Here is a 12,148-nt window from a genome sequence, read left to right on the forward strand (position 1 = left end):
CATGCGCGCAGATGTGCTGATTGTCGGGGCCGGAATGGTCGGAAGCGCCCTGGCGCTGGCGTTGCAGGGCAGTGGCCTGCAGGTGCTGCTGCTCGATGGCAGCCCGCTGAGCGTCAAACCGTTCGACCAGGATGCGGCCTTCGAACCCCGCGTGAGCGCCTTGTCGGCCGCCAGCCAGCGCATTCTGGAGCGCCTGGGCGTGTGGGATGGCATCGTCGAACGGCGCGCCAGCCCTTACGGTGAAATGCAGGTGTGGGACGGCAGCGGCACCGGGCAGATCCATTTTTCGGCAGCCAGTGTGCATGCCCAAGTGCTCGGGCATATCGTCGAGAACCGGGTGGTTCAGGATGCTTTGCTCGACCGCCTGCACGACTGCGACCTGGGCCTGCTGGCCAACGCGCGCCTGGAGCAGATGCGTCGCTCCGGCGATGACTGGCTGCTGACCCTGGCCGACGGTCGCAAATTGCGTGCGCCGCTGGTGGTGGCCGCCGACGGCGCCAATTCCGCCGTGCGCCGCCTGACCGGCACCGCCACGCGCGAATGGGATTACCTGCACAACGCCATCGTCACCAGCGTGCGCAGCAACCAGCCGCACCAGCGCACAGCGTGGCAACGCTTTACCGATACCGGCCCGCTGGCGTTTTTGCCGCTGGTGCGCGATGGGCAGGAGGATTGGTGTTCGATCGTGTGGTCGACCACACCGACGGAGTCCGAACGCTTGATGGCGCTGGACGACGACAGCTTCTGCCGTGAACTGGAGCGCGCGTTTGAAGGGCGCTTGGGCAATGTGATCAGCGCCGACCCGCGCGTATGCGTACCGCTGCGCCAGCGCCACGCCAAGCGCTACGTGGCCGAAGGCCTGGCGTTGATTGGCGATGCCGCCCATGTGATCCACCCATTGGCCGGGCAGGGCGTGAACCTGGGTTTCCTTGACGCGGCGGTGCTGGCCGAGGTGCTGTTGGCTGCGACCGAGCGCGGCGAACGCCTGGCGGATGTGAAGGTGCTGAGCCGCTACGAGCGTAGACGCATGCCGCACAACCTGGCACTGATGGCCGCGATGGAGGGCTTTGAACGCTTGTTCCAGGCTGACCAACTGCCATTGCGCTGGTTGCGTAATGCAGGCTTGAAACTGGTCGACCAGATGCCCGAAGCCAAGGCCGTGTTTGTGCGCCAGGCCCTCGGGCTGACGGGCGACCTGCCAGACCTGGCAAAGCCCTGAATTGAAATATGCCCCCTGTGGGAGGGGGCTTGCCCCCGATGAGGCCAGCCCATCCGGCGCAAATCCCAACTATGCAACATCTGGTAACGCCTCTAGCAAGCGCCACCAAATGTGAGTCCTTATCATTTGCCCTCTTTTTGCAAATGAGAGACCGCACCCATGTTGGCACCCAAGCGCCTCCTGACTGCCCTGGCACTCACCCTCATCGGCAGCACCACCGTGCAGGCAGCCGACGAAGTCGTGGTCTACTCCTCGCGCATCGACGAACTGATCAAGCCGGTGTTCGACGCCTACACCAAAAAGACCGGCGTGCAGGTGAAGTTCATCACCGACAAGGAAGCGCCCTTGATGCAGCGGATCAAGGCCGAAGGCGAAAACGCCACGGCTGACCTGCTGCTCACCGTTGATGCCGGCAACCTTTGGCAAGCCGAACAGATGGGCATCCTGCAGCCGTTCACCTCTGCGGTGATCGACAAGAATATTCCCCTGCAATACCGCTCTTCCAACCATGCGTGGACCGGCTTGAGCCTGCGCGCGCGGACCATCGCCTATTCCACCGACCGGGTAAAACCCGGTGACCTGACCACCTACGAAGCGCTGGCCGACAAGCAATGGGAAGGGCGTCTGTGCCTGCGTACAGCGAAGAAGGTCTACAACCAGTCGCTGACCGCCACGCTGATCGAAACCCATGGCGCGGCCAAGACCGAAGAAATCGTCAAGGGCTGGGTCAACAACTTGTCTACCGACGTGTTCTCCGATGACATCGCGGTGCTCGAAGCGATCAACGCCGGGCAGTGCGACGTGGGCATCGTCAACACTTACTACTACGGCCGCCTGCACAAGCAGAAACCGGACCTTGCGGTGAAGCTGTTCTGGCCGAACCAGGGCGACCGCGGCGTGCATGTGAACCTGTCGGGCATCGGCCTGACCAAACATGCGCCGCACCCGGAAGCCGCCAAGGCCTTGGTGGAATGGATGACCACGCCTGAGGCGCAGAAGATCTTTGCCGATGTGAACCAGGAGTTCCCAGCCAACCCCGCCGTGCCGCCATCGGCGGAAGTCGCGACCTGGGGCAAGTTCGTGGCCGATACTCTGCCGGTGGAAGTGGCCGGTAAACGTCAGGCTGAGGCCATTCGCCTGATGGATCGCGCTGGCTGGAACTGAGTAAAGATCTAACTGTAGAAGCGACCTTGTGTGGGAGCTGGCTTGCCTGCGATAGCGTCACCTCGGTGTAACTGACACACCGAGGTGCCTGCATCGCTGGCAAGCCCGGCACCCACACAAGCCCGCTCCCACAGTGTTAGCCGCGACTTCAAAACCATCATTTCCAGAGAGCTTTTCCTTGGCCCACCCCGCCCAACGTCGCTGGTACCTGCCGGTCTTCACCGTCGCCGCCCTGGTGCTGCTGCCGCTGAGCGTGTTGTTGCTGTCCTGGCAGAGCATCGATCAACAAATCTGGTCGCACCTGTGGGAAACCCAGATGCCCCGCCTGCTGGGCAACACCCTGACATTGGTGTTGGGCGTTGGCACCGGCGTGACGCTGTTGGGCGTAAGCCTGGCCTGGCTGACCAGCCTCTGCGAATTCCCGGGGCGGCGCTGGCTCGACTGGGCGTTGATGCTGCCCTTCGCAATTCCGGCCTACGTGCTGGCCTTTGTGTTTGTCGGCCTGCTGGATTTCGCGGGGCCGGTGCAAACCCTGCTGCGCGAAGGGTTCGGCAACGGCTTGCGCCTGCCACGCGTGCGCTCTACCAGCGGCGTGATCATCGTGCTGGTGCTGGTGTTCTATCCCTACGTCTACCTGTTGGCGCGTACTGCATTTTTGGCGCAGGGCAAAGGCCTGATGGAAGCGGCGCGGGTGCTCGGTCAATCGCCATGGCAAGCGTTCTGGCGTGTCGCATTGCCCATGGCGCGGCCGGCGATTGGTGCCGGCGTCGCCTTGGCATTGATGGAAACCCTGGCGGACTTCGGCGCTGTCTCGGTGTTCAACTTCGACACCTTCACCACGGCCATCTACAAGACCTGGTACGGCTTTTTCAGCCTTTCCAGCGCCGCCCAATTGGCCAGCCTGTTGCTTCTGGTGGTGATGCTGGTGCTGTACGGCGAACGACGCGCCCGAGGCGCCAGCCGCCCGAGTAATGAGCGGCCACGGGGCAAGGCGTTGTATCACCTGCGCGGTTTCAAGGCGGCGGCAGCCAGCACGTGGTGTGGCTTGGTGTTCGCCTGCGCCTTTGTCATCCCGATGCTGCAACTGGTCGCCTGGTTCTGGCAACGTGGCCGGTTCGACCTGGATGAGCGCTACAGCGGCTTAATCATCCATACCCTCTACCTGGGTGGCATCGCGGCACTGATTACAGTCAGCGTGGCGTTGATATTGGCCTTTGCCAATCGCCTGGCACCCACGCGGGCGATTCGCTCCGGGATCAGCCTGGGCAATGTCGGCTATGCCTTGCCGGGCTCGGTGCTGGCGGTGTCGATCATGCTGGCGTTCAGCTACCTGGACCGTGAACTGGTGGTGCCGTTGTCGAGTTGGCTCGGCGGCGCGGGCAAGCCCCTGTTGCTGGGCAGCCTGTCGGCGTTGGTGCTGGCGTATCTGGTGCGTTTCCTGGCAGTGGCCTACGGGCCGTTGGAAAACAGCCTGGCGCGAATCCGCCCTTCGTTGCCGGAAGCAGCGCGCAGCCTCGGCGTGAGTGGACCGCGACTGTTTTGCAAAGTGTATCTGCCGCTGTTGCTGCCGGGGACGTTGAGCGCGGCGCTGCTGGTGTTTGTCGATGTGCTCAAGGAAATGCCTGCGACCCTGCTGATGCGCCCGTTTGGCTGGGACACCCTGGCCGTACGAATTTTTGAAATGACCAGCGAAGGGGAATGGGCGCGAGCCTCATTACCCGCACTCACGTTGGTGTTGGTGGGCCTGTTGCCGGTGATCGGCCTGATTCGACGCTCCGCTCGGCAAATCGGTTAGGTGCCAGTCCTACGGCTTGCGGCTACAATGCGCGGCATTCGGTGCGCTCCGTCCTTCGGATCGAGTCGCTGTATGTCGCTGCAGGCCTTGTAGTCAGAGGTGTTGAGCGCAAACAGCAGCTCTGTGCATCTTCGCCAATCCCGGAAGGAGAAACCCATGGGACAGCGTACGCCTCTGTATGACCTGCATCTCGCCCTCGGCGCGAAAATGGTCGATTTTGGCGGTTGGGATATGCCTCTGCACTACGGCTCGCAAGTTGAAGAACACCATCAGGTGCGACGCGACTGCGGGGTGTTTGACGTATCTCATATGACCGTGATCGATGTCACAGGCCTTCAGGCCAAGGAATGGCTTCAGCACCTGCTGGCCAATGATGTCGATCGTTTGCATGGCTGCGGCCGTGCGCTTTACAGCGCCATGCTCAATGAGCAGGGCGGCGTGGTGGACGACATGATCGTTTACCGCACCGAGACCGGTTACCGGCTGGTGGTCAACGCCGCTACGCGTGATCAGGACATGGCCTGGATGCAAGCACAGCTGGGCGACTACGCGGCGCAGCTGCATGAGCGGCCAGAATTGGCCATGCTCGCCATTCAAGGCCCGCACGCCCGGCAGAAAATCGCCGAGCTGGTCACGCAGGCCCGCGGCACGCTTATCCACCAGCTCAAGCCCTTTGAAGGCCAGGCCGATGGCGATTGGTTTATCGCCCGCACGGGTTACACCGGCGAAGACGGTCTGGAAATTGTCCTGCCGGCCGAGCAGGCTCCGGGCTTTTTCAACGATCTGGTAGGGGCCGGTATTTCACCCATCGGCCTTGGCGCCCGCGATACGCTGCGCCTCGAAGCCGGCATGAACCTGTACGGCCAGGATATTCACCAGGACGTTTCGCCTCTGGCGGCCAATATGGCCTGGAGCATCGCCTGGGAACCGGCTGAGCGTCAGTTCATCGGCCGCGCTGCCCTTGAGGCGGAAAAGACCGCAGGTGTGCAGTTCAAATTGGTCGGGCTGGTACTGGAAGAGCGTGGTGTTTTACGCGCTCATCAGGTGGTTCGTATCGCCAATGTTGGCGAAGGGGAGATAACCAGTGGTAGTTTCTCTCCTACGCTGAGCAAATCCATTGCCTTGGCGCGCGTACCGACGGCCACCGCCGATCGGGCCGAAGTGGAAATCCGCGGCAAGTGGTACCCGGTTCGAGTGGTCAAACCGACCTTCGTGCGCCATGGCAAAACCTTGATCTAACTATTTCCGGCAGGCCTGAGGCCGCTGACATTTCTTCTTGAGGACACAGACTATGAGCGATATCCCTGCCGACCTGCGTTTTGCCGAAAGTCATGAGTGGGCCCGTCTGGAAGCCGACGGCACTGTGACCGTCGGTATCTCCGACCATGCTCAGGAAGCTTTGGGTGATGTGGTGTTTGTTGAGTTGGCCGAAGTCGGCGCCAAGTTTGACGCTGAAGGCCAGGCTGGTGTGGTTGAGTCTGTGAAAGCCGCTTCGGATATCTACTCACCAGTTGCTGGCGAAGTGATCGCCGTTAACGAGGAACTGAGTGGCAGCCCTGAACTGCTGAACTCCGACCCGTATGGCGCCTGGATCTTCAAGCTCAAGCCAAGCAACCCGGCTGACCTGGAAAAACTGCTTGATGCTGCAGGCTACAAAGCGGCCATCGGCGAGTAAACGCGAGCCGTTGGAACAGCGCAAATCAATGTGGGAGCTGGCTTGCCTGCGATAGCATCACTGCGGTGTGGTTGAATCACCGCGGTGCCGGCATCGCAGGCAAGCCAGCTCCCACAGTTGATTGCGGATAGCTGGCAGTTTGTTTTCAGCTCGCTTTCAGTACCGCTTTTACCGCCGCAACCGACCGCTCGACATCCGCCTCTGTCATCGCCGTGAACATCGGCAACGACACGATCAAACGCCCAACACGCTCAGCCACCGGGAACATGCCTTCCTTGAAACCCTGTGCCCGGTACAAGCTCAGCAGGTGGATTGGCGGGTAGTGATAGCCAATGCCGACGCCGTGGGCCTGCATCTGTTCCATGAACGTAGCGCGGGCGGGAAGACCATCCTGACGCTCCGGCAGTACCAGCTGGAACAGGTGCCAGTTGCTGTTTTCGAAATCCGCTGGCGGCAGTTGCGCGCCGTATTGCGCTTCAAAATCGCTGCCGAAGCACTTGAAGTAATGGCGTGCCAGTTTCTGGCGATGCGCAGTGATCTTCTCGATATGCGCGAATTGCCCCAGGCCGATGGCTGCGGCTATGTCGGTCATGTTGAATTTGCCACCCAGCACATCCACGTCCAGGCCGTCGAAGCCGGTGCGGGTAACACCTTGCAGGCGATACTTTTCAGCCAGACGGGCTTCCTCGGCGTTGTTCAACACCAGGCAACCGCCTTCGGAAGACGTGATGTTCTTGTTCGCCTGGAAGCTGAACGAGACGAAGTCGCCGGTCGCGCCGATACGCTCGCCATCCCAGCTGGAGCCCAATGCCTGGGCGGCGTCTTCGACAATGCGCAGGTTGTACTTGTTGGCCAGCGCGTAGAGCATCGGCATATCCAGGGGCAGGCCCGCCAGGTACACCGGAATGATCGCCTTGGTGCGTGGGGTGATCGCGGCTTCTACCTGAGCCAGGTCAATATTGCGGGTGACCGGGTCGATATCCGCAAATACCGGCGTGGCCCCTACTTCCAGAATCACGTTTGCCGTGGCGACCCAGGAAATCGGCGTGGTGATCACTTCATCGCCAGGCCCGATGCCGGCGATGCGCAACGCGATCTCCATGGTGCAGGTGCCGGAATTGAAGGTCCGCACCGGACGGCCGCCAAAGTATTCCGAAAGCTGTGCTTCGAACGCCTGCACTTTCGGCCCGCTGGTGATCCAGCCCGAGCGCAGTACATCGCCGACCGCCGAGATGGTCGCTTCATCAATGGTAGGTTTGGAAAACGGCAGAAAGGGCTGTTGGCTCATAACGACGAAGGCATCCGTTTCAGATAGGCGATGAGTAATAGAGGTATCAGTACCGCATGGTTGCACGGCTCGACTGAATATAGCCTGTCGTCGGTGAACGAATTGTCATGTTGCGCATAAAAATGCCGCTTATCAGCGGCATTTTCTGTTGCAGGTCAGAATGAAACGCGCGCTTCAAGAAACACATTCTGCTCTTTGAGTTTGCCCTTGAGCTGTTCATCGCGGGCGTTTATCCGGTTAGCGAAGGTGTTGTAGCCGGTTTCGACCTTGCCCATGTCCACGTAACGCCAACCTGTGCCCAAAGTGACCTTTTCGCTGACCTTGGCCTCCAGGCCCAAGCCTGCGCTGTAGGCAAAGTTGTAGTGGCGGTTACTGGCGAACTGGCGAGTCGCATTGCTCTGGTACCCCGCGGCATCGATTTGCGCCATGCCGATACCGGCCATTGCGTAGAACGACAGCCAGTCATTGACCGGGATGTTTTTATAGCCGTTGAGCATCACGCGCTGGCTGTCGACCTCCAGGCGGTTAACGTTGACATTGAAGGGGGCCCAATAGGAGTCGAACGTCGAGCTGCTGCGCGTGGTGTATTCCCCTTCCAGGCGCCAGCCATCGGCAAAGGCGTAACCTAAAGCCAATGACCCAGTGAGCGCCTTGTTACTGTCAGGGGCCTCCACGCGATCAGTGACGCGTGGGCTGGTCAATTGCGCACTGGAGAGGTTCTGACGGGCACTGTTGAGTTTTGCCGACCCGTACCAATTTTCTGCTTGAGCCAAGGGTGCAGCTAACGCAGAGAGAGCCAAAGCGTAAGCAAGTTTTTGCATGGGAGAGGATTCACTTTAACTAAGAGAATCTCAGTGTGGCGCTTGGTACTTTTGTGTTCGGCAGGAGTTTTCCGCTTTCAACGGGAAAAAGCAGAAGGCCTGGGCGGCGGCGGAGATCGTAGAGAGACAGGCATAAAAAATGCCGCTTAAAAAGCGGCATTTTTTATGGGCAGGTATTACTCGGTCACAGCATTTTTCGCGAGGATGGCGTTGGCCAACTCCATGTCCGTGGCCTGCAGGCCAGGGTTGTCGGCGCGAACTTTCTGCATGGCAGCTTCCAGGTACGGGCCGCGGATGCCGCCGTCGCTGGCGACGAAGCTACCGGCGTCGTCTTGGGCGGCGACCACCAGCTTGTGGTCCTTGAAGGTCAGGTACGTCGAGCCAGTCGTGGCGCCCGACGAGATGACATTGCGCCAGAAGCTGTCGGCCATGGCTGAACCGACAGGTAGGGAAAGCACAGCGAGGGTCGCGACAGCATATTTGAGACGCATGGTGGGTGACTCCGGGTGGGTTATCTGAACAGTTTGATTGTAGATAACCCAGGCGAGTTCCATCACTGACTAAACCTAAACAGTTTCGACCTGTAAAACCACGCCATCCTGACCAATGACACGGACTTGAGCGCCGACGGGGCTGTCCGTCCCGGTTGCCATCCACACGCCATCGCCGACTTTTATCTTGCCTCGACCATCGACGATGGCTTGATGCACCACAAAGGTGCGCCCTATCAATTCCGAGCCGCGCATATTCAGCCCCGGCTGATCGCTGACTTTGGCGCTGCTGCGCTGGCGCTTCCACCAGTACACCGCTGTGAGGATCGACAACACGGCGAATAGCAGCAGTTGCCATTCCAGCCCGAGCGGTGGGATCAAAAACTTGATCACGCCCACAGCAGCGGCAGCAATCCCCATCCACAGCAGGTAGCCACCGGCGCCGAATACTTCAAGAATCAACAGCACCGTACCCAGTGCCAACCAATCCCAGAACGACAGATGCTGCAGGAAATCCCACATGGCGATCGCCTCAGCCTTTCTTGTTGTCGAACGTTGCCTTGACGATTTCGCCGATCCCACCGACGGCGCCAATCACCTGGCTGGCTTCCAGCGGCATCAGGATGACTTTGCTGTTGTTGGCCGACGCCAGCTTGCCCAATGCATCGATGTATTTCTGCGCCACGAAGTAATTGATGGCCTGCACGTTACCGGTGGCGATTGCTTCGGAAACCACCTGGGTCGCACGGGCCTCTGCTTCTGCCTGGCGTTCACGGGCTTCGGATTCGAGGAAGGCTGCCTGGCGTCCACCTTCGGCTTCAAGGATCTGCGCCTGCTTCTTGCCTTCGGCGGTCAGGATCGCCGATGCCCGCAGGCCTTCGGCCTCCAGGATCTGCGCACGCTTGATCCGCTCGGCTTTCATCTGGCCGGACATGGCGGCCATCAGGTCGGCGGGTGGGCTGATGTCCTTGATCTCGATCCGGGTGATCTTGATGCCCCACGGCGCCGTGGCTTCGTCCACGGTGCGCAGCAGTTTTTCGTTGATGCCGTCACGCTGGCTAAGCATCGCGTCCAGCTCCATGGAGCCGAGCACGGTACGGATATTGGTTTGCAGCAGGTTACGGATGGCATGCTCGAGGTTATTGACCTCGTAGGCGGCCTGGGCGGTGTTGACCACCTGGAAGAAGCACACGGCGTCGATCTGCACGGTGGCGTTGTCGGCGGTGATCACTTCCTGGGGCGGGATATCCAGCACGCTTTCCATCACGTTGATCTTGCGACCGATGCGGTCCATGACCGGGATGATGATGTTGAGGCCAGGTTTAAGGGTGTTGGTGTAGCGGCCGAAACGCTCGACCGTCCACTGGTAACCCTGAGGCACCACCTTGAAGCCCATGAAAAGGATGGCCACGGCCAACCCGACGAAAAGAAGCAGTACGGTTCCGATCTGCATAGCGATTCCCTATCTGATGGTGTCAGTGAAGCGACGTGCGGCCGATTGTAACGGTCTGGTCACTGATAAGGACGGTTTCAGGGTGCAACAAGCAAATCATTTGTTTCTGAATCCCCAGGCGTTACCCGTAATACTTCTGCCATCGTTGTCAGCCCGGCATTCACTTTGTCGATGCCACTCATCCGCAGGCTGCGCATGTCTTGGCTCCGCGATGCGCGACGTAAGGCCTGCACGTCCGCGCCGGGGGTGATCAGCGCCTTGAGCTTCTCGTCCATCACCATGATTTCGTAGAGCCCGGCCCGGCCTCGATAACCGCTATCACGGCAGTCCGCGCAGCCAACCGCTTCATGGGTATTGCCCTGCCCAGTCACCCCACGTTTGCAGTGAGGGCATAAAAGCCGCACCAAGCGCTGCGCCATCACACCTATCAGCGTAGCTTTGATCAAATAATGAGCAATGCCAAGTTCCTGCAAACGGCTGATAGCGCTGGGTGCGTCGTTGGTGTGCAGGGTCGATAGCACCAGGTGCCCGGTGAGCGCGGCCTGGATGGCCATTTCTGCAGTTTCCTGATCGCGAATCTCACCGATCATGATGATGTCCGGATCCTGGCGCAGCAGTGCGCGAACACCGCTGGCGAAGGTCAGGTCGATGTTGTGCTGCACCTGCATCTGGTTAAAGGCAGGTTCCACCATCTCTATCGGGTCTTCCACCGTGCACAGGTTGACCTCGCGGGTCGCCAGGTGCTTGAGCGTGGTGTAGAGCGTGCTGGTCTTGCCTGAGCCGGTAGGCCCGGTGACCAGGATGATGCCGTTGGCCTGGCCGGCCATGGCATGCCAGCGTTGCTGATCATCGGCAGACAAACCCAACTGGTCAAAATCCTTGAGCAAGACGTGCGGGTCGAAAATCCGCATCACCAGTTTTTCGCCAAACGCTGTCGGCAGTGTTGAGAGGCGCAACTCCACTTCGATGCCCGCCGGGCTCTTGGTCTTGACCCGGCCGTCCTGGGGTTTGCGTTTTTCCGCCACATTCATACGGCCCAGACTTTTCAGGCGGCTGACCACCGCCATGGTGACCTGGGCTGGAAACTGATAGACGTCATGCAGCAGCCCGTCGATGCGAAAACGCACGCGGCCCTGGTCGCGACAGGGTTCGATATGGATGTCACTGGCTCGCTGGCCGAAGGCGTACTGCAACAGCCAGTCGACGATGTTGACGATATGCGCGTCATTGGCGTCCGGCTCCTGATCACCGGTGCCGAGGTTGAGCAGTTCGAAGTTGCCAGCCACCGCAACTTTTTGATCGGCACCGCTGACGGACTTGGCCAGCCGGTAGAAGTCACCGATACAGCGCTGAATCTCTCGGGGGTTGGCGACCACGCGCCTGATCGAGCGCTTGAGCACCTGTGCCAAACCGGCCTCCCATCCACGGATATGCGGCTGGGCGCTGGCGACGGTGACGGTCTGCGCATCCACCGCCACCGCGAGGATGGCGTGGCGTTGCGCGAACGCGTGGGACATCAACGGCACCACCGCCGCCACGTCGATCTTCAGCGGGTCGATACGCAGATAAGGTTGCCCGACATGCCCGGCAAGCCATTGAGTCAACGTTTCGAGGCAAGGCCCTTCAGCCGCGATGCTTTCCAACGGATGTCGAGTGGCGGGTGCTTTCGCTGACCTTTGGGCCTCGTCCGCTGTAATCAGCCCCTGCTCGACCAATGCAGGTAACAGTTGATGCAGTTCCAATCGATGATCGTGCAAGGCGGCGAGCATGAAGAATTCCTGAGTGACGGCGGGCGTAATCTCAGGCTAGCCATCCTCTTAACTCCCACCGCTCAGGGTGTATTGCAGGTTTTTACTGATTGGCCGCCGCCACCGCTTGAGGCCGCACGGAATCGGCCTGCCACACCTCCAGCGAGCACACACTGATCAGGTTTCGAATCTTTTCACCGATCACCTGGGCGCGATGCCAGCTCAGGCCGTTCATCACGATATCAATGCTCAGCAGGTCGTGGTCACGGCTCACATTGACCTGTTGCGGCGTCAGGAACTGCAGCGCGAAGTAATTCAGTACCCGGCACAGCAGGTCCGGTTCTGCCTCGGCGGTGATCTGATAATGCGCTTGGCAGTGGGCGCTGTTGACGGCCCATGCATCGAGACGCGTAGCGGGGCAGGTGGTTTCGACGGCGTGCATGCTGACTCTCCAGATTCGACTGGAGAAATTTTTACATTCGCACGCGGAGATT

General features: G+C 60.2%; 12 protein-coding genes. 5 read left to right on the forward strand and 7 right to left on the reverse strand.

Features of this window, described 5'->3' with window-relative positions; genetic code table 11:
• The first annotated feature begins 1 nt into the window (after position 1).
• The 5 genes from ACM530_RS11245 (at position 2) to gcvH (ending at position 5,853) form a co-directional block, all read left to right on the forward strand.
• The gene (locus ACM530_RS11245; RefSeq protein WP_416365089.1) at positions 2-1,219 is read left to right on the forward strand and encodes a 2-octaprenyl-3-methyl-6-methoxy-1,4-benzoquinol hydroxylase; all 1,218 of its coding nucleotides are present in this window, start codon (positions 2-4) and stop codon (positions 1,217-1,219) included.
• A 159-nt stretch (positions 1,220-1,378) separates the two neighbouring features.
• Positions 1,379-2,383: an extracellular solute-binding protein gene (locus tag ACM530_RS11250; protein ID WP_369301912.1), complete on the forward strand. Its 1,005-nt coding sequence runs from the start codon at positions 1,379-1,381 to the stop codon at positions 2,381-2,383.
• Positions 2,384-2,561: 178 nt separating this feature from the next.
• On the forward strand, positions 2,562-4,178 hold the full coding sequence (locus ACM530_RS11255) for an ABC transporter permease (RefSeq protein ID WP_145157942.1): 1,617 nt from the start codon (positions 2,562-2,564) through the stop codon (positions 4,176-4,178).
• 156 nt (positions 4,179-4,334) lie between these two features.
• Complete coding sequence (gene gcvT / locus ACM530_RS11260) at positions 4,335-5,417, forward strand: glycine cleavage system aminomethyltransferase GcvT (RefSeq protein ID WP_242199735.1); 1,083 nt, start codon at positions 4,335-4,337, stop codon at positions 5,415-5,417.
• Positions 5,418-5,469: 52 nt separating this feature from the next.
• On the forward strand, positions 5,470-5,853 hold the full coding sequence (gene gcvH / locus ACM530_RS11265; protein WP_262207134.1) for a glycine cleavage system protein GcvH: 384 nt from the start codon (positions 5,470-5,472) through the stop codon (positions 5,851-5,853).
• A 145-nt stretch (positions 5,854-5,998) separates the two neighbouring features.
• Here the strand turns inward: gcvH and ACM530_RS11270 are convergent, their stop codons facing one another.
• From ACM530_RS11270 to ACM530_RS11300, 7 genes are all read right to left on the reverse strand, one after another.
• Positions 5,999-7,141 carry a DegT/DnrJ/EryC1/StrS family aminotransferase gene (locus ACM530_RS11270; RefSeq protein WP_145157933.1) on the reverse strand — a complete coding sequence of 381 codons (1,143 nt, stop codon included), beginning with the start codon at positions 7,139-7,141 and terminating at the stop codon, positions 5,999-6,001.
• A 155-nt stretch (positions 7,142-7,296) separates the two neighbouring features.
• On the reverse strand, positions 7,297-7,962 hold the full coding sequence (locus tag ACM530_RS11275; protein WP_416364780.1) for an outer membrane protein: 666 nt from the start codon (positions 7,960-7,962) through the stop codon (positions 7,297-7,299).
• A gap of 176 nt (positions 7,963-8,138) precedes the next feature.
• Positions 8,139-8,453, reverse strand: a complete 315-nt coding sequence (locus ACM530_RS11280) for a DUF2388 domain-containing protein (protein WP_003176799.1) — start codon at positions 8,451-8,453, stop codon at positions 8,139-8,141.
• 75 nt (positions 8,454-8,528) lie between these two features.
• Positions 8,529-8,975, reverse strand: coding sequence for an NfeD family protein (locus ACM530_RS11285; RefSeq protein ID WP_416364781.1), 447 nt, complete (start codon positions 8,973-8,975; stop codon positions 8,529-8,531).
• Between the two features lie 10 nt (positions 8,976-8,985).
• Positions 8,986-9,906, reverse strand: a complete 921-nt coding sequence (locus ACM530_RS11290; RefSeq protein WP_024077991.1) for an SPFH domain-containing protein — start codon at positions 9,904-9,906, stop codon at positions 8,986-8,988.
• Positions 9,907-9,983: 77 nt separating this feature from the next.
• Complete coding sequence (locus ACM530_RS11295; RefSeq protein WP_416364782.1) at positions 9,984-11,675, reverse strand: GspE/PulE family protein; 1,692 nt, start codon at positions 11,673-11,675, stop codon at positions 9,984-9,986.
• 82 nt (positions 11,676-11,757) lie between these two features.
• Positions 11,758-12,096 (reverse strand): hypothetical protein, encoded by a 339-nt coding sequence (locus ACM530_RS11300; protein ID WP_242199749.1) that lies wholly within the window; start codon positions 12,094-12,096, stop codon positions 11,758-11,760.
• Between the last annotated feature and the right edge of the window lie 52 nt (positions 12,097-12,148).

This window comes from Pseudomonas sp. NFX183 (assembly GCF_047943075.1).
GTDB lineage: Bacteria > Pseudomonadota > Gammaproteobacteria > Pseudomonadales > Pseudomonadaceae > Aquipseudomonas.

What these genes read in the sequence shown, in the direction of transcription:
- ACM530_RS11245 (WP_416365089.1), top strand. Translation starts at nt 2, where the DNA reads ATGCGCGCAGATGTGCTGATTGTCGGGGCCGGAATGGTCGGAAGCGCC.
- ACM530_RS11250 (WP_369301912.1), top strand. Translation starts at nt 1,379, where the DNA reads ATGTTGGCACCCAAGCGCCTCCTGACTGCCCTGGCACTCACCCTCATC.
- gcvT (WP_242199735.1), top strand. Translation starts at nt 4,335, where the DNA reads ATGGGACAGCGTACGCCTCTGTATGACCTGCATCTCGCCCTCGGCGCG.
- gcvH (WP_262207134.1), top strand. Translation starts at nt 5,470, where the DNA reads ATGAGCGATATCCCTGCCGACCTGCGTTTTGCCGAAAGTCATGAGTGG.
- ACM530_RS11270 (WP_145157933.1), bottom strand. Translation starts at nt 7,141, where the DNA reads ATGAGCCAACAGCCCTTTCTGCCGTTTTCCAAACCTACCATTGATGAA.
- ACM530_RS11275 (WP_416364780.1), bottom strand. Translation starts at nt 7,962, where the DNA reads ATGCAAAAACTTGCTTACGCTTTGGCTCTCTCTGCGTTAGCTGCACCC.
- ACM530_RS11280 (WP_003176799.1), bottom strand. Translation starts at nt 8,453, where the DNA reads ATGCGTCTCAAATATGCTGTCGCGACCCTCGCTGTGCTTTCCCTACCT.
- ACM530_RS11285 (WP_416364781.1), bottom strand. Translation starts at nt 8,975, where the DNA reads ATGTGGGATTTCCTGCAGCATCTGTCGTTCTGGGATTGGTTGGCACTG.
- ACM530_RS11290 (WP_024077991.1), bottom strand. Translation starts at nt 9,906, where the DNA reads ATGCAGATCGGAACCGTACTGCTTCTTTTCGTCGGGTTGGCCGTGGCC.
- ACM530_RS11295 (WP_416364782.1), bottom strand. Translation starts at nt 11,675, where the DNA reads ATGCTCGCCGCCTTGCACGATCATCGATTGGAACTGCATCAACTGTTA.
- ACM530_RS11300 (WP_242199749.1), bottom strand. Translation starts at nt 12,096, where the DNA reads ATGCACGCCGTCGAAACCACCTGCCCCGCTACGCGTCTCGATGCATGG.